This is a genomic window from Mycetocola sp., assembly GCF_046716805.1.
In the GTDB taxonomy this organism is placed as follows: domain Bacteria; phylum Actinomycetota; class Actinomycetes; order Actinomycetales; family Microbacteriaceae; genus Mycetocola_A.
Window position 1 is genome coordinate 1 of sequence record NZ_JBKJWH010000024.1, and the last position, 16,762, is coordinate 16,762.

Here is a 16,762-nt window from a genome sequence, read left to right on the forward strand (position 1 = left end):
CCCCCGCTCGCCGGCCCCCACTCCCGGAACTGCTTCGGTCAGGCGATCCCGCCGCCGTCGACGACGAGGGCGGACCCTGTGACATAGGACGACTCGTCGCTCGCGAGCCAGACGACAGCCGCAGCGACTTCGCGCGGCTCACCCATCCGGCCGAGCGGACGATCCGCGGCTTCGGCCAGGAACGAGGCGTCATCCTGGGCCAGCTGGCGAGCCTCTTCACGAAGCATCCCGGTGTTGACGTCACCGGGGTTGACCGAGTTGACGCGGATGCCCTGCGGCCCGTGGTCGATGGCGAGTGCCCGTGTCATGTTCACGACGGCGCCCTTGGACGCGCAGTACGAGATCGCCTGGCCGCCGCCCTTCAAGCCCCAGCCGGAGCCCGTGTTGATGATCGAACCTCCGCCGTTCACGGCCATGAGCGGCACCACGTGCTTGCACATCAGGAAGATGGAGCGCACGTTGACGCCGAAGACACGGTCCCATTCTTCGACCGTGGTTTCGACAGCTGTCGTGCGGCGGATGATCCCGGCGTTGTTGAAGACGACGTCGACACCGCCGAAGGTCTTCACGGTCTCGTCGAGAACCCGTTCGATGTCGGTCTCGCTTGAGACGTCGGCGCCGATTGCGATCGCCGATCCGCCGGCGGCGAGAATTTCTTCGGCGACCGCAGCAGCCGCATCCGCTCGCAGGTCGACGACGGCGACTCGGGCGCCCTCCGCCGCGAAAGCGAGCGCTGTGGCGCGGCCGATTCCGCCGGCGCCTCCGGTGACGATGGCGTTCTTGTTCTTCAGACGCATAATTGCGCTCCTTCGTTTTCTGGTGCATGGACAGGGTAGACACTCGCTCGTCCTACCCCGGTGATGACGGTGGTGTAACCGGCAAGGGTCCGGTCGAGGTCACGGTCTCCCGTGTCCACGAGCAGCGGACGCCCGCCGAGAGCCGTGAGTTTCTGTTCGGTGGCGACGACGCGAAGCGGGTCGCTCCCCAGCGACCGCACAACCGCTGCCGACAGTTGCTGATTGCCCCGGCCGAGCAGAAAGCCCTGCCCGCCGATGACGGTGATCATTGCCTGCGAAGGCGACTGGGTGTCGGTGAGAAGCTCCAGGAGTTCACGTTCCGAAGCGTCGGCGAGCTCGATCTGTCCATCACGGACGACATCCACGCCCAGGGGAGTCTTCCGGATGCCCAGCTGGCGGGCGATCTCCATGGTCGTCCCTCCCGGACCGAGCAGGTAGCGGGTTGATGGATCCATGACGGCGATGGCGCCCGCCGCCGCGAGACGCACCCCGGCGGCTTCGGAAGCCGGCGTCGAACTTTTGCGGGCCTGAGTCCGACCCTGTAGGAAGGGCACCGAGGCGATCGCGAAGAGCCGGGGATCGACTCGCCCGGTGCGGATCGCCTCTTCATCGACGTCGAGGACCTCGCGGTCTTCGACCGGGACGGGGGAATCGATCCAGCGCGCGGCGAGCGCTCCGGCTGCGGAGGGACTGACGGCGAAGCAACCGGAGTACATCTTCACTCCGGCGGGTACGCCGAGCATCGCGATACCCGCCGGCAGTCCGGATGCGACGTCCCTCGCGGTCCCGTCGCCTCCGACGAAGAGAAGGAGGGACGCGCCCGCCGCCGCAATTGCTGCGGCAGCGGACGCCGTGTCCGCCCCGGTCGACGGCTGTCCGCCGTCGTGCACGACCTGAGGCGACAGACCAGCCGAACGAACGGCATCCTCGCCCATGGCACCGGCAGCGGTGATCAGGCGCGCGCCGGGGCTCGACGCCGCGATGGCGGCGAGCGCGAGGAGTGCTCGTTCTGCGCTGCGCGAGGCGGAGCCGCGAGCGACCGCGGCCGCCTGGACGTCCGATCCGTCGCTGCCCTTCAGCCCCGCGGGGCCGCCGACCCCCGCCACGGGGTTGATCACAAGGCCGACGACCCGCTGGGCTGTCGCTGGGGATGCCACGCTAGCTGAAGTACTTACGCTGGTAGGCACGCCAGGTGATCGCCCAGCGCTCAGGGTCGTCGAGGTCATCGTGGTGGGTGTGGTGCACCGTCTGGTTGTGCGGCGCTGACCGCACGACCTCCGGGGTCTCCCGTGCTTCCCGCGCGACCTCGGCCAGGACCGCAGCGTACTCGTCGAGTTCGGCCATCGAGTACGACTCGGTGGGCTCGAGCGTGAAAGGCTGCGGCACCACATACGGGTGGTGACTCGTCCAGTAGTGCATGCCGAAGTCCGACGCCCGAACTCCGATCTCCTCGGATGTGATGCCCGTCTCCTCGTAGAGCTCCTGCCACGAGTAGCGCACCTGCTCGATCCGGCGACGGCCGGTCGCGTACGGCGCCGAGGCGCCCGGGATGTCGAGGATCCGCTTCATCAGGTAGTTGTTGTTGAGGACCGCGATCTCGGCGACCGCCTTGAGCCCCTCGGCGCCGAGCGCAAGGATCCACGAGTACGCCCGAACGAGGTTCGGCACGACTCCGTAGAACGGGGCCACCTTGCCGATCGACTGCGGGCGGTCGGCATCCAGGATGTAGCGATCCCCGACCCGTTCGATCACCGGACCGGGCAGGAACGGCGCGAGGGCTTCGGACACCGCGTTCGCACCCGAGCCGGGGCCGCCGGAGCCGTGCGGCGTGGAGAATGTCTTGTGGATGTTGAAGTGGCACACGTCGAAGCCGGCATCCCGGGCGCGGGTGATCCCCAGGATCCCGTTTGCGTTGGCCTGGTCGTATGAGGCGAGCGCTCCGACGGAGTGGGCGAGGTCGACCCAGTCCTTGACACGCGGGTTGAAGATGCCGGTGTCCTCGGGGTTCGTGATCATGATGGCGGCGGTGCGGGGTCCGATCACCGAACGCAGCGCATCGGCATCCGGGTAGCCGTCGGCGTCCGGGTGCAGCGTGATGACCTTGTAACCGGCGGCTTTCGCGGTCGCGGCATTCGAGGGGTGGCTGAAAATCGTCGTGATGACTTCGTCGCGGATTTCCCCTTCGCCGTTGGCCTCGTGGTAGGCGCGGATCATGGCGATGTTCGTCCAGATGGCGGTGGAGCCGCCGCTGGTGTGCAGCGACACCCGGTGCATCCCGGAGATCTCTGCGATCGCCCGCTCGAGGTTCCAGATGATGTCGAGGACTCCCTGGACATCGTCGATGTCCTGCAGGGGGTGGAGCTCCGCCAGTTTCGGGGTACCGACGAGTGCCTCGTTGACCTTCGGCGAATACTTCATCGTGCAGGTGCCCTGGCCGACGTCGATGTTGAAATCGGCGCCGAGGTTCTCCTGGCTGAGCCGGAGGTAGTGACGCACCACGCGCATCTGTGCGATCTCCGGCAGTGCCGGTTTCGTTTCGCGACGCATGCCGGCCGGCAGTGAGGAGAGCACGTCTCCGACGGCGTCGACAACGCCGGGCTCGGGCCGGGAGACCAGGACACCGCGTTCGCCGGGCGTGTCGAGGTCGAAGATGATCGGCTCGTCCCAGCTGGCCTGGTGGAATCGGCGGATGGCGGGTTTCGGGGCGATGGGGAGGCTCATGCGCTCTTCTCCTCGGTGTGGCTGACGGCGGAACTGGTGGGGGCGCTGGAGAGTACAGCTGCGGCGATGGCGTCGGAGAGCCGATCGATGTCGGCCTGGGTGGTCACCTCGGTGACGCAGACGAGCAGTTCGTATTCGCCGACGACGACACCCGGCTCGATGCCCTGTGCGCGCAGCGTCTCGACGACAGAGTGGCTGGTGACGGATGCTCCGCTGAAGTCGACGACGAACTCGCGAAGGTGCAGCGCTTCGTCCGTGAGCCTGACCCCGGGAATCGCGGACAGTTTCTGCTGCGCGTACCGGGTCCTGGCCAGGAGCGTCTCACCGAGGTCAGCCATTCCCTGCGGGCCCATCAGCGAAAGGTAGACACCAGCCGCGATGCCCCAGAGCGCCGCCGCGGTTCCGACCCATTCCTTGCCGTCTTCCCGCTGAGCGAAGGAGGTCCGGTCGTAGGCCACGTCGCCGAATCCGATTTCTCCGGGCACGTCGGTGCTTGCCAGCCCGAACAAACGCGAGGGCATTTCCATGACAAAGGCGGGGTCGTCGTGCACGGCGATGAAACCGCCGTGGGCGCCGCCGAACCACTGGTGCAGGCCCAGGGACTGGATGTCGCCACAGACGATGTCGGCGCCCTGGTCGGCCGGCGGGGTGAGCACACCGTAGCCGACCGGGTCGGTGCCGACCACGAGGACGGCTCCGACGGCGTGCGCCGCGTCCGCGAGTCGCTGGATCGCCGATTCGACGGCCCCGGTGTAGCTGGGCGTCTCGACCCAGATGGCGGCCGTGTCCTCGGTGACCAGCGCGGTGACAGCGTCGATGTCTGCGGTGCCGTCGACCGTCGGCACGAAGACGAGGTCGAGGTTCGGGCGCACGAAATCGCTGACCCTGGAGAGCTTGTCCGGCAGGACATCGCTCGCGACGATCACGCCGCGGCGTCCCGTCATCCGTCCCGCCATGGAGAGGGACGTCGCCGTGGCCTGGAATCCGTCATAGGTCGGAACGTTGACGACGTCCATGTTGAGCAATTCCGCCATGAGCGACTGGTATTCGAACAGCGCCTGGAACCGGCCGTGGTCCTCGTACGGCTCACCGGCGTATGCGGTGAGGAATTCGCTGCGGCCGATGACCTCGTCGACGACGGCGGGGACGAAGTGGTTGTAGGTGCCTGCTCCGAGGAAGCTGAGTTTCTGCCTGGTGGTGACGTTCCGGTCGAGGATGGATTCGACGTGCCGGACGAGGTCCTGTTCGGCCACGAGGGGTGCCGGCAGGTCGAGCAACCGGTTCAGGCGAAGATCGGCCGGGATGTCAGCGTAGAACTCCTCGATGGACTGAGCGCCGACGGCAGCCAGCATCGCCGCCTTGATCTCCGGCGCCGAGTTCGGCAGGTAGGGGTGAACGAACGGTTGTGTCATGGTGCTAAACCTCGATGTTCTTCGGTGAGATGGTGACGGTCGGAAAGTCTTTCGGATGGCGCGCGGGAGTGGCGAGGACGGCAGCGCCCAGGCCGGGTAAGTCAAGCGGGCCGGACGCGGTGACATCGGTGAGGAGATCCAGTGCACCGGCCGGCACGGTGACGGACGTCGCCGTCTGGCCATGGTTCAAAACGAAGATGAAGTCGGTCTCTCCGTCCGTCCGTGTGACGATCTCCACGTCCCGGTCGGCGGTCTCGCGAGCGGGGAGCCCTGCCGACTCCAGCACCAGGCGCAAGACGTCCTCGAGCGAGTCGTCGCTGAGCGCGGCGCTCACGTACCAGGCGGCGCCGCGGCCTCGCGCGTTTCGGACGATTGCCGCGCGTCCGGCGAGTACACCGCTGTCGTAGCGGGCGACCACCTCAGCGCTCGGCGCTGGTTCGATCCACTCCGTCCAGATCCGGGTTGTGAGCGTCGGTGTGCGGCCGGCGATCGACGTGATCGTGCCCTCCTGCCCGTCTGGCAGTGGCCACCATTCGTCCACCTCGACGCCGAGCAGGTCCCGCAGCGGCCCGGGCGCTCCCCCGGCATGAACCTTTTCCGTCGGATCGACGACGGCGCTGAACGGGCCGACGATCAGCTGTCCGCCGCCTTCGACGAAGGCGGCCAGGGACTGCGCCTGCGCCTCGGTGGCGATGTAGAGGTTGGGGACCACGATGAGGTCGTAGCCCTCGCGCAGGTCGGTCGCCTGCACGACGTCGACGGTGTGGCCGAGGGCGAAGAGCGCGCCGTGCCAGGCACGGGTCTGTTCCAGCCAGTCCAGCCGTTGAGAGGGCAGAGAGTCAGGCGCTGCTGAACCCCACCAGGAGTCCCAGTCGGCGACAACGGCGACGCGAGCGCGGACGCGCGTGCCGCGCACAGCCGCAAGTCGCTTGAGTTCCGCGCCGAGCGCAGCCGTCTCGTGGAAGCTCCTGCTTTTCTCGCCGCGGTGGCCGAGCATGGCCGAGTGGTATTTCTCCGGACCGAATTTTGCCTGCCGCCACTGGAAGAACATTGCACCGTCTGAGCCGTGGGCGATGGCCTGAAGGCTGTCGAGGCGCATCCGACCTGGAACCTTCGGCACGTTGACGTCCCGCCAGCTCACCGCGCTCGGCGCCTGTTCGAGCAGAAGCCAGGGCTGGCCACCCTTGAGGGAACGCATGAGCCCGTAGTTGAGCGCGGCGGGCACGTGAGCCTGCGGATCCGCCGGGTCGGGGTAGGCGTCGTCGGTGACCAGGTCTTCGACGGCGGCGAAGTCCCAGTAGTTCAGCTCTTTGAAGAGGCTCATGAAATTCGTGGTGACGGCGATGTCCGGTGTGATCCGGCGCAGGACGTCGATCTCGGCCTGGAAGAGCTGCAGCAGCGCGTCGGAGGAGAACCGTTCGAAGTCGAGCTGCTGCGATGGGTTGATCGGCCCCATCGATGTGCGCGGGGGTTCGACGTGGTCGTAGTCGGTGTAGTTCTGGCCCCAGCAGCTCGTGCCCCACGCCTCGTTGAGCGCCTCGATGTCGCCGTAGCGCTTCGCGAGCCAGTCCCGGAAGTGTGCGGCGGACGTTGGGCACCAGCATCGCGGCACATGGTCGCCGTACTCGTTCGAGATATGCCACAGGGCGAGAGCCGGGTGTTCTCCGTAGCGGTTCGCCATCGCCTCGGTCAGACGGAGGGCGTGCTCGCGGAAGACGGGCGAACTGGGGCAGTAGGCCTGGCGTGACCCGAATTCAAGTCGTACGCCGTCGACGTTGTGGGGCAGGATGTCCGGATGCTGGCGCACCAGCCACGCGGGCGGCGTCGCCGTCGCTGTCGCGAGGTCAACCTTGATCCCGTGCCGCCAGAGCAAGTCGATGATGCGGTCGAGCCAACCGAAGTCATAGTGGCCCGGTGTCTTCTCGATCAGCGGCCATGAAAAGACCGGCAGCGAGACGATGTTCACGCCGGCCTCCAGCATCAGCCGCGCGTCTTCCTCCCAGGTCTCCTCGGGCCACTGGTCCGGGTTGTAGTCGCCGCCGTAGGCCAGCGCGTCCAGTCGGATCGTGCGCGGTGGAAAGGCCGTCATGACAGTGCTCCTTCGCAAGCTGCGGAGATGGGGTTCGGTGCTGTACATCGTAGCGTGCACATTGTATTCTGTATACACAGCGTAAATCCAAGACATAGCGGGGTCAAGCCATAAACTGGCCACACACTGCTGGGAAGCCTCGGAGGGCACATGGCAATCGAACGGAAAACACTTCGCTCACAGGTGAGGGAAGAGTTGCTCGCGCGAATGCGCTCCGGCGCGGCCCATCCCGGCGAGAGCATCAACGAGGTGCAGCTTGCGGCAGAGCTCGGCGTGAGCCGCACTCCACTGCGCGAAGCCCTCATCGGTCTCGAGAGCGAGGGGCAGATCACCAGCGAGAACGGCAAAGGCTTTCGCTTCGTGCAGTTGTCCGCCAAGGAGTTCGAGGAACTCGGCCCGGTCCTCGCGAATTTGGAGGGCCTCGCCGTCGAACTGACCCCGCTCCCCGCCATGCGCGATCTGGGCGCCCGCCTGGCCGAGCTCGCCGAAGAGTTCAACCAGAACATCGCCGAGCGCTCCCTGATCTCCCGCCGGGATGACGAGTGGCACGAACTCATGGTCAGCGCGTGCCCGAATTCACGGCTCGTCGACCTCATCGGCACCGTCCGTGAACTCTTCCACCGGTACGAGTCACTCCTGATCCCTGATGAAGTAATGGTGGAGCGCGTGGCGGCCGAGCACGGCGACATCGCGCGAGCGCTCAAGGACGGCGACATCCCAGCGGCGCAGGCGGCACTCCGCGCGAACTGGATCAACGGCGCGAAGCGCATCCGCGCCAACGCCAGCCTCTCCTACCTGACGCCCTGAGCGCCGGATTCATCCCTTGACCGCGCCACCCAGCAGCCCGGCGATGAATTGTCGCTGAAAGATCACAAACAGGATCAGCAGCGGGAGCGTAGCGATCAACGAACCGAGCATGAGTCCTGAATAGTCAACCCGGGACAGTCCGATCATCGTGTTGAGGGCGACCGGTACGGTGTAGTTGTCTTCGGTGTTGAGCATCAGCAGCGGCCAGATGAACGCGTTCCACTGGGTCATGAACGTGTAGATGATGAGGGCGGCGATCTGGGGGCGGGCCACCGGCAGAACGATCCGGTAGAAGGTCCTCAGCTCGCTGGCGCCATCGATCCTCGCGGACTCGATGAGGGAATCGGGGAAGTCAAGGAATGACTGCCTCATCAGGAAGATCCCGAAGGCGTTGGCCAGGAACGGCAGGATGACCGCCTGGTAGGTGTCGATCCAGCCGAGGCTGGCCATGATCTGGAACAGGGGCACGAGGAGCACCTGCATGGGAATCATCATGGTGATGAGGATGAGGGCGAGCACGATCCCCCGACCGCGGAACCGGAACTTCGCGAGTCCGTAGCCGGCCATCACGCTGATGGCCGAGCTGAACGCCGTGTACACGATGGCCAGGCCGAGGCTGTTGGCCATCACTCGGGCGAAGTTCGTCTCCTCCTGCAGTCGTGCCAGGTTCGCCAGGAGTTCACCGCCGGGGAGGATCGGCAGGGGCGTGCCGAACAACGCCGATGTCTCGTGGGTCGACGCGATGACCATCCACAGGAAGGGAATCAGGCTGATGATGCTTCCGACGAGCAGGATGACATACGCGGGGAGGTGACGGATGCCGGCCGCCAGACGAGCATCCGCGCGCGACCGGCCTGCCGGACTGGCGGATTCACCGACCGGCGGACGGTGCCGCTCGAGCGTGCGGGTCATGATTTTTCCCTCGTGAGCCGGAACTGGATGATCGAGATGATGCCGGTGAGGATGACCAGCATCCAGGCGATCGCCGAGGCGTAGCCGAAGTCGAACTGGCGGAACCCGACCTCGTACAGGTAGAGCACCGGCGTCAGTGTGGCGTTGCTCGGGCCTCCTCCGGTGAGGATGAAGTTCTCGTCGAACAGCTGCAGCGCCCCGATGGTGGAGGTGACCCCGGTGAACAACAGCACCGGCCTCAATTGCGGGATGACGATTTTGGTGAAGATCGCCCAGCGGCCGGCGCCGTCGATCCGCGCCGCCTCGTACAACTCGGCCGGAATCGCCTGGAGACCGGCGAGGATGATGACCATGTTGTAACCGGTCCAGCGCCAGGTGATGGAGGCGATGAGCGCGACCCGTGCCCAGGTCTCATTGTTCAGCCAGTCGATCGGCGCCATTCCGACGAGGCCGATCATTTGATTCACCGCGCCCCCGTCTGTCGCCAGCATCACCCGGAACACGACGGAATAGGCCACAAGCGTCGTGACCGCGGGGAGGAAATGCAGAACCCGGAAACCGGTTTTGAATCGGAGCCAGCTCTGGTTGAGCAGATACGCCAGCCCGACAGCCAGGCACATCATCAGGGGCACCTGGACGAGGAGAAGAATGCCCGCGGTCCCCAGGCTCCTGCCGATGAGGGGGTCGGAGAACAACCGGGCGTATTGGGCAAGCCCGACGAACGTCGTCACCCCTCCCCTGGTCGCGAAGAAGCTCTGCCAGAGTGACGCGAGCAGCGGGTAGGCGAAGAAGAGGCCGAAGAGCACGAGTGCCGGCAGGGTGAAGAGCAATCCTGGGCGCTGCAGCTTCCGCCCCAGTGTCCGGGGCCCCTGCCCGGACCGTGTGCGCGCCCGGGCAGTGGTTCCCGAAACAGTCATGTCAGTCCGCGATCTCTCGACCGGTGGCGGTGGCGATCTCGGCGGCGGCATCCTGCAGCGTCTTCTTCGGGTCCGCCCCATTGATGACGGATGCGACGACGGCGTTGGCGACGATGTCGAGCGCTTTCGCGTTGTCGCTCGTGTAAACGATCGAGGGGATCTCGGCCGTTTGTTCGGCGAAGAGCTCGTACACCTTCTGCCCCGAGAAGTATGAGTCCTCCTGCTGGAAGTAGCCGTCTTCGAGGGCGGGCAGGTACGACGGGAACAGGCCTTCGTTCTTCATCAGCGACACCTGGTTGTCAGCATCCGCCAGCGCGTAGGCGAGGAAGGATGCAGCGAGGTCGGGGTTCTTCGCTTGCGCGGGGATGGCGAGGTTGGAGCCGCCGTTGTTCGAGGTGCGCGCGCCGCCGTCGCTGAGCGCGGGCAGCTCCACGACCCCGAACTTCCCGGACAGTTCGGGCATCTCGGCGGTCAGCGTTCCGATCCACCACACCGCTTCCGGGTGCACTGCTGAGTCGCCGTCCTTGGTGGCGGTGACGCGGCCATCCCAGCCCTTGACGTTCTTAATCAACCCTTTGTCGTTCATCGACTTGAGGAGGGTGAGGGCCTCGACAGCGGTGGGCGACGCAACCGCGATCTCGCCGTCCTGATCGAAGAGGCCCTGGCCGGCCTGCTGCAGGAGCATGGTGAACGTGGCGCCGCTTGCCACATCGATCGACATGAGCGTGTGGCCGGTGGCTTCCTTGATCTGTTCTCCGGCTGCGACCAGGTCATCCCAGGTCTGGAGCGACGCGGCGTCGACGCCGGCCTCGGCCAGGTAGTCGGAGCGGTAGAACAGGGCGACGGTGCCCGAGTCCCAGGGAGCGGTCATCAGTTCGCCGTCGGCGTTGCTTCCCGCCGACCATTTGGATGGATCGAAATCGGCTTCGTGGTTCCCCAGGATCGGGTCGAGATTGGTGAAGCCGCGAGGGAATTCAGTGATGTACCCGGGAGCGCGATCGGTCTCGATGGTGACGAGGTCCGGCAGCCCGCTCCCCGCCTGCAAGCCAACCGACAGCTTGTCGTAGGCGTTGTCGTAACCCACATCGACGACCTCGATCGAGGTTCCCTCGTGGCTCTTCTCGTAATCCTCGGCGAGCCGTTTGAGGCCCGCGGCTGCGGTGTCCCATGACCACACTGTGATCTCTCCGGAGACCGTGGCATCCGGATCGAGAGCCGCTGCGGGCCCCGCGACGGCTCCGCCGGTTGCGCAGGCGGGGAGAACCAGCAAGGCGGCCAGTGCGAGTGATGGGAGAAGGATCTTGGACGTCTTCATCGAAACCTCTTCGTTGGGGTGTTCAGAATATTGTATACAGTACACGGTTAACTGATTGGGGTCAAAGACCACCGGCGGCGGATGTTCAGGTGGACAGGGAAACCGCAAGATCGACGAAGAGCGCGGCAGACCACCCGAAGGATGTCGTCGCGGTTTCGGCGCGACGTCCGGACTCGGGGTTGAAGTACTCGTGCGGGCCGCCGCCGTGCTTGACGAGCCGTACGGTGTCCTCGGCCAGTTGAGAGGCATTGTCGTCGAAGCCTGATCGCTTCAGGCCCTCAACGAGAAGCGCGTTGATGTTGATCCAGACCGGTCCGCGCCACATCCGCTCCGGGGAGAAATCGGGGTCGCAGACGGCGACGGTCGGGACGGTCCACGGCGTTCCGAATTGCTCGGGATCAGCCAGTGCACGAAGAAGCGTCGCCGATATCTCGGACGGCAGCTCCCCGGTCAGCAGGGGCAACAGGCTGACGGCGGAATACGAGGCAAGGCTGTGCCCGGCGGCGCGGGCGCGGAAACGGCCCGTCGGCTGATCCCACATTCCCAGCAATCCGGCCAGTGTGGCGTCGGCGCGATCGTTGAAGCGCTGGGCTTTGTGGCGGTCCCCCCTCGCCGCGAACTCGCGCGCGAGCTCGCGGTCCTGCAGCACGAGGTAGGCACCAAGATCGGGGGATGCCAACGGCAGGTCACCGTCGAAGATCGGGCTGTCGTCCAGCCCGGACGAATAGGGGTGGCCGTACTCCGGCATTCCGTCGCCGTCGGAATCCGAATGAGTGAACCACCAGTCCTGCGATCGGGCGATGGTGTCCCATGCCGCCTCCGTCCAGCGCTCCTCGGCGGAACCCGCATCCGCCGGCGCCGCTGCGTCGAGGACCTTCCGCAGGGCCCAGGCGGCGAGCGGCGGTTTCGTCAGCGGCACCGGCCGGGCGGGGTCGGCGATGCTTGAGCCATGCCGGCGAAGGGTCTCGCGGTCCTGCGGGGGCAGGTCGTCGCTGGATGCGAGGACCCCCTCATCGTGGACGACATCAGGAAGCTGGCCATCAGCCGTCGGAAACCGGAAAGCAAGATCGAGCTGTTCGAGAGCCAGGTCAGGGTCGCCGTGGCGGAGGCCGACGGCGATGAAGTAGGCGTCCCATTGCCACAGGCCGACGTAGCCGATCTTCGACGGCACGACGGCGCGCGCCTTCCCCTGACCGGGGAGTTCGACGATGTTCGCTCCGAGTACCCACCAGCAGAACGCGGTCATCTGTTGCAGATCGGGTCGGACGCGTGGGCACCGGTCCATCCAGGCGGCCCACACCCCGAGTGTCTCGGCGACGTGCTCCCAGTGATCGCCGGAGCGGCGGAGTTCGGGCAGACGACTGTCGTCGACGTGGATCTGGACGGACTCGCTGTCGGCGCCCAGCGGAACGAGCCGGACTTCGCCGTCGGGTGACTCAAGCCGCAGCTCAGCGGCAGATCCGTCGGCACCGATGCTCAAGGCGTGCGGACCGGCGAAGGTGAGAGTGACCACCCCGTCGCCGAACTCGATGACGTGCGGGAGGACACCGGTCACCGGGAGTACGGATCCGTCAGCGGAGGTGACGGACAGCGTCCGAAATACCGTGCACTCGTCGATTGGTCGCTCGTATTCTGCCCGGCTCACGCGCAGTTCAGTGACGGGGCCGGAATCACCGCCGGCGACCGCGAGAACCAGGATGCGCGAGCGCGGGAGGGTGAAGGGCGCACCGATCAGATCGAGTGACGATCCCACCATCGCGAGGAGATCATCGGTCCCAGGCACCGCCCCGTTCAACGTCACGGGGATCATCGGCCACCGAGCCCGGATGCAGCCATGCTGCTGATGATCTTGCGCTGCCCGATGACGAAGGCGATCAGCATCGGGATCGTCGCGACGGCCGATGCCGCCATGACCAGTCCGTAGTTGATGGAACCGTGCTGGCCCTGGAACGACGCCAGCAGAAGCGGCACCGTGAAGAGCTCCGAGCTGTTGAGGAGCACGAGCGGGAACAGGAACGCGTTCCAGACGTCGAGTGCCACAATGATGCTGAGCGCACCGAGGCCCGGACGAAGATTCGGCAGGACGACGCTCCAGAAGGTCCGCCACCGGCCCGCGCCGTCGACCAGCGCCGCCTCCTCGAGTTCGCGGGGCAACGACAGTACGAACTGCCGCATCAGGAACACGGCGAATGGATTGACCATCACCGCGGGCACGATGAGCGCGAGGTGCGAGTCGACCCAGCCGAGATTGCTCATGAGCAAGTAGAACGGAATCAGGGTGACCTGTTTGGGAATCATCTGCGTCGCCAGGAAAACGATGAAGAGGACGTTGCTGCCCCGAAACCGGATGCGGGCGAACGCGTATCCGGCCATCGATGCCGTGACCAGGGTGCCGATCACGGCAAGAACGGCGATGTAGATGCTGTTCAGGTAGGCCTGTGCGAACGGAGCGGCGTTCCACGCGTCGACGAAGTTGTCGATGGTCCACGGCGCCGGCCAGAAGCTGAGCGGATCCTGCAGCAGCTGCGGCAGGGTCTTGAATGCGGTGAGCAGCATCCAGACAAAGGGGAACACCATGGCGATTCCCACGATGGCGAGGATGACGTGCAATGCCACGGCACCGGCTCGGCGAGAGCGGATGCCGCTCGCGGCTGGTGCACCGAGAGCAGGCGCCGCTTGGTCGACGCGGGTCATGCGGCACCATCCTCGTAGTGGACGAACTTCTTCTGAGCGCCGAACTGGACGGCGGTGACCACGAGTGTCAAAACGAGCAGGATCACTGCTGCCGCGCTTGACGGCCCGAATTCGAAGCGACCGAAGCCGAGATCATAGATGTGGTAGACGATCGTCCGGGTCGCGTTGTCCGGGCCGGCGTTCGCGGTGAGAACGAAGACCACGTCGAAGGTCTGAAGGGAGCTGATGAACGCGATGACCGATGAGAAGAAGATGATCGGTGACAGGAGGGGCATGCGGATCCGCCAGAACAGCGTGAAGGCGCCGGCGCCATCGAGCTTGGCCGCTTCGATGACCGATGCTGAGATGTTCTGCAGACCGGCCAGGAAGATGATGACGTTGAGCCCCATCGATGCCCAGATGGACACGATGCAGACGGCGGCGAGCGCCAGCCTGGGATCGCCCAGCCAGTCGGGTGGCGCGATGCCGAGGACTGTGCCGATGGCCGTGCTCAGCACGCCGTCCGAGCGGAGCATCTGCTGCCAGATCATGGCCACGGCGACGGTGCTGGTGACGACGGGGGCAAAGAAGAAAACGAGGTAGAGGGTCCGCGTCTTCAGCTTCTCCAGTGCGACCGCGATAAGGACCGAGAAGCCCAGACCGATCGGCACGGTGACAAGCGCGATGAGAAGCGTGTTGACGATGCTGCGCAGGAGAAGCGGATCCTGCAGCTGGGAGACGAAGTTGTCGAAGCCCACCCAGGTGAGTTCGCTGAGCCCGTTCCATGAGGCGAAGGCGAGGACGACACTTCCGACGAACGGGAGGAGGACGAACACGGCCATGCCGATCAGCTGGGGGCCGACGAAGACGTAGCCCCAGCGGCGGTCACGGCGCCGCCAGGCGGACTCCCTCCGGAGTCCGCCTGGCTGATGTGCACCGAGGGCGCTTCTTGTGGAGCGCCGATCAAGCACGGTGGTCACAGATCACCCTCACTTGCCGGATTTGGTGGCGATGAGATCCGCGATCGCGTCCAGAGTGGCCTGCGCGTCGGATTTGCCTTCGTACAGAGCCAGCATCAGGTCGCTGATGTCGGTGGACAGTCCGGGTACAGCCGCCACCGTCGGGTGGTCCTCGAATCCGATGTCGCGCATGTCGAGGAAGGTCTGCGCGTGCGCGGGGTAGTTGTCCTCGAGCACGACGTCGTCTGCACCCTTGATGGAAGGCACCGCGTTGCCACCTCCCTGCAGGCGGAAGGTCTGGCCTTCAGCGCTGAGGAATTCGGTCCAGAACGTGAACGCGGCATCCGTGTTCCTGGACTGGCCGTTGATCGCGAGGTATGACGTGGCCACGCCGGTCGGAGCAGCCTCGCCATCCGGCGTCGGCCAGCGCACGATGTCGTAACTGGCTTCCTCGCCTGCGGACTTCACCGTGCCGATCGTGTAACGACCCTGGGAGAAGAAGCCTGCCTTGTGCGACACGAAGAGACTGTCGGCGCCTGCGCCCTCTGGCAGGGAATCAGCGACCACGAACGTTCCGTCCTGGAAGTTCTCGCCCAGGGTCTCGGTCGCGGCGATCGTCGCCGCGTCGGCGTTGCCGATGAACTCGCCGGATTCGTCGAAGGGTGTTCCTCCCTGCGCTGAAATCCAGCTGTAGTGAGTTGCCCAGTAGTTCCAGAACAACGAACCGGTGAGACCGGCCGCTGCGAGCTTCGCGTTCATGTCGAGGTAAACATCGGTGGTCCAGGTGCCCTGCTCCGCGAGTTCGGCAGGGTCCTCGGTGATGCCGGCTGCTTCCAGGGCGACCTTGTCGTACCAGAGCACGTCCGGGTTCGCGTCGTTCGGAGCAGCGTAGATTTCGTCCTCGACCTGTGCGGCACCGAATAGTCCGGGGAAGAAATCGTCGGGCTTGGTCTTGCTCTCGCCCGACTCCATCAGGTCGGTCAGCGGCAGAAGGACGTCGGCATCGACGAACTGGCCGATCTTGTCGTCTCCGATGTAGAAGACATCGGGTGCCGTGCGCGACGTGAGCTGCGCGAGAAGCTTGGAGTGGTAATCGCCGTATGAGGCAACCGGCTGGAGGTCGACCTTGATCTCCGGGTGGCGCTTCATGAATTCGTCGTTGAACTCTTCGAACCGGGTCAGTTCCTCGGGCGTGCCCCAGGTGGACCAGACGACGGTGTCCGAGTCGGCGGATGAAGAACTGCCGCTGCACGCGGCGAGTGTGAACGTGACCGCTCCGGCCGCCAGAACAGCGGTGAGCTTTCGCTTGAAAGGAATGGGGCTGGACATGTGAACCTCTCCACTGAGGAAATCGGGGCATGTGTATTCTGTATACAACATACGCCGCTGTCAAGAGCGAGATCGGCTGAGGGCTGCCGCGAAGCCCCCGATTACGCGGACGAGCGCCCGAGAAGCCGGAGGAGGCTCGCAAGCTGCGCCTGCTGCTGGCCGGTCAGCAGCCGCAGTTCCTCCGCCTCTGACCGCACCAGCGCGATCATGGCTGCGTCGACCCGGGATGCCCCTTCTTGCGTCAATCGGGCAAGGTTGCTCCGTCCGTCCCGAGGGTTGGCCTTCCGCTCGATCAGGCCACGGGCAGCGAGATTCTCCAGCCGGTTCGACATCGCAGCGGTGCCGATCATCGTTGCCCGCGACAGCTCCATGGGGCTCATTTCGTGCGGCGGCTCGGCGCGCCGCAGGGCGGCGAGAACATCGAATTCCCAACTGCTCAAATCGGCACTGCGGAAGGCGGCCGCGCGAAGCGTGTTGAGCCGGAGGGCAACCCGCCGGAGCCTGGACATGACATCCAGCGGGGTGAAGTCCACCTCAGGCAGGCGGCCTGCCCACGCATCCACCAGCAGGTCTACTTCGTCGTCGTCACGCATGATGTTCTCAGGGTACCGGCGTGAAGCGAGCAGAGGCACGCTCTACGGCGTCGTGATCCCGGTTGCGCGACGCTGCATGTATGGCGTGGCAGGTCCGCACGGGATGGCCCGGCTTCGTGCCGATCGGCCCCGACCTCGCATACCTCTTCTACAACGCCCAAATGGAACGCTCGGACCGGCCGAGGGACGAGGATCTCGCCGACGTGCTCAAGGAGCACCTCGCTCCGTTCGGCGGCCT

Annotated in this window: 14 protein-coding genes; 1 reads left to right on the top strand and 13 read right to left on the bottom strand. The window is 65.6% G+C overall.

The genetic code is table 11. The features are described 5' to 3' along the window. Nucleotides 1-38 precede the first annotated feature (38 nt). From ACLQ62_RS01945 to ACLQ62_RS01965, 5 genes are read right to left on the bottom strand one after another with little or no spacing between them, the layout of a single operon-like run. Nucleotides 39-797: an SDR family NAD(P)-dependent oxidoreductase gene (locus ACLQ62_RS01945; protein ID WP_411719975.1), complete on the bottom strand. Its 759-nt coding sequence runs from the start codon at nt 795-797 to the stop codon at nt 39-41. Further along, nucleotides 788-1,954: an ATP-NAD kinase family protein gene (locus tag ACLQ62_RS01950; protein WP_411719976.1), complete on the bottom strand. Its 1,167-nt coding sequence runs from the start codon at nt 1,952-1,954 to the stop codon at nt 788-790. Before ACLQ62_RS01950 ends, ACLQ62_RS01945 begins: the two co-directional genes overlap by 10 nt. A 1-nt stretch (nt 1,955) precedes the next feature. Continuing rightward, a complete protein-coding gene (gcvPB, locus tag ACLQ62_RS01955; protein ID WP_411719977.1) occupies nt 1,956-3,518 on the bottom strand; it encodes an aminomethyl-transferring glycine dehydrogenase subunit GcvPB in 1,563 nt (520 codons plus the stop codon). After that, the gene (gene gcvPA / locus ACLQ62_RS01960) at nt 3,515-4,930 is read right to left on the bottom strand and encodes an aminomethyl-transferring glycine dehydrogenase subunit GcvPA (protein WP_411719978.1); all 1,416 of its coding nucleotides are present in this window, start codon (nt 4,928-4,930) and stop codon (nt 3,515-3,517) included. Before gcvPA ends, gcvPB begins: the two co-directional genes overlap by 4 nt. 4 nt (nt 4,931-4,934) lie before the next feature. Then, nucleotides 4,935-7,019: a beta-galactosidase gene (locus ACLQ62_RS01965; protein WP_411719979.1), complete on the bottom strand. Its 2,085-nt coding sequence runs from the start codon at nt 7,017-7,019 to the stop codon at nt 4,935-4,937. Between the two features lie 150 nt (nt 7,020-7,169). Here ACLQ62_RS01965 and ACLQ62_RS01970 point away from each other — a divergent pair, with 150 nt between their 5' ends. Next, the gene (locus ACLQ62_RS01970; RefSeq protein ID WP_411719980.1) at nt 7,170-7,826 is read left to right on the top strand and encodes a GntR family transcriptional regulator; all 657 of its coding nucleotides are present in this window, start codon (nt 7,170-7,172) and stop codon (nt 7,824-7,826) included. A 9-nt stretch (nt 7,827-7,835) separates the two neighbouring features. Here ACLQ62_RS01970 and ACLQ62_RS01975 read toward each other — a convergent pair whose 3' ends face one another. The 8 genes from ACLQ62_RS01975 to ACLQ62_RS02010 form a co-directional block, all read right to left on the bottom strand. After that, on the bottom strand, nt 7,836-8,738 hold the full coding sequence (locus tag ACLQ62_RS01975) for a carbohydrate ABC transporter permease (RefSeq protein ID WP_411719981.1): 903 nt from the start codon (nt 8,736-8,738) through the stop codon (nt 7,836-7,838). Then, on the bottom strand, nt 8,735-9,655 hold the full coding sequence (locus tag ACLQ62_RS01980) for a carbohydrate ABC transporter permease (RefSeq protein WP_411719982.1): 921 nt from the start codon (nt 9,653-9,655) through the stop codon (nt 8,735-8,737). The genes ACLQ62_RS01975 and ACLQ62_RS01980 overlap by 4 nt, the downstream gene beginning before the upstream one ends. Before the next feature lies 1 nt (nt 9,656). Next, complete coding sequence (locus ACLQ62_RS01985) at nt 9,657-10,970, bottom strand: ABC transporter substrate-binding protein (RefSeq protein ID WP_411719983.1); 1,314 nt, start codon at nt 10,968-10,970, stop codon at nt 9,657-9,659. A gap of 85 nt (nt 10,971-11,055) precedes the next feature. Further along, on the bottom strand, nt 11,056-12,771 hold the full coding sequence (locus ACLQ62_RS01990; protein WP_411719984.1) for an amylo-alpha-1,6-glucosidase: 1,716 nt from the start codon (nt 12,769-12,771) through the stop codon (nt 11,056-11,058). Nucleotides 12,772-12,776: 5 nt separating this feature from the next. Continuing rightward, a complete protein-coding gene (locus tag ACLQ62_RS01995; protein WP_411719985.1) occupies nt 12,777-13,664 on the bottom strand; it encodes a carbohydrate ABC transporter permease in 888 nt (295 codons plus the stop codon). Beyond that, on the bottom strand, nt 13,661-14,623 hold the full coding sequence (locus ACLQ62_RS02000) for a carbohydrate ABC transporter permease (protein ID WP_411719986.1): 963 nt from the start codon (nt 14,621-14,623) through the stop codon (nt 13,661-13,663). The genes ACLQ62_RS01995 and ACLQ62_RS02000 overlap by 4 nt, the downstream gene beginning before the upstream one ends. A 9-nt stretch (nt 14,624-14,632) precedes the next feature. Next, nucleotides 14,633-15,931, bottom strand: a complete 1,299-nt coding sequence (locus tag ACLQ62_RS02005; RefSeq protein WP_411719987.1) for an ABC transporter substrate-binding protein — start codon at nt 15,929-15,931, stop codon at nt 14,633-14,635. Nucleotides 15,932-16,032: 101 nt separating this feature from the next. Beyond that, the gene (locus ACLQ62_RS02010; protein WP_411719989.1) at nt 16,033-16,524 is read right to left on the bottom strand and encodes a MarR family winged helix-turn-helix transcriptional regulator; all 492 of its coding nucleotides are present in this window, start codon (nt 16,522-16,524) and stop codon (nt 16,033-16,035) included. Between the last annotated feature and the right edge of the window lie 238 nt (nt 16,525-16,762).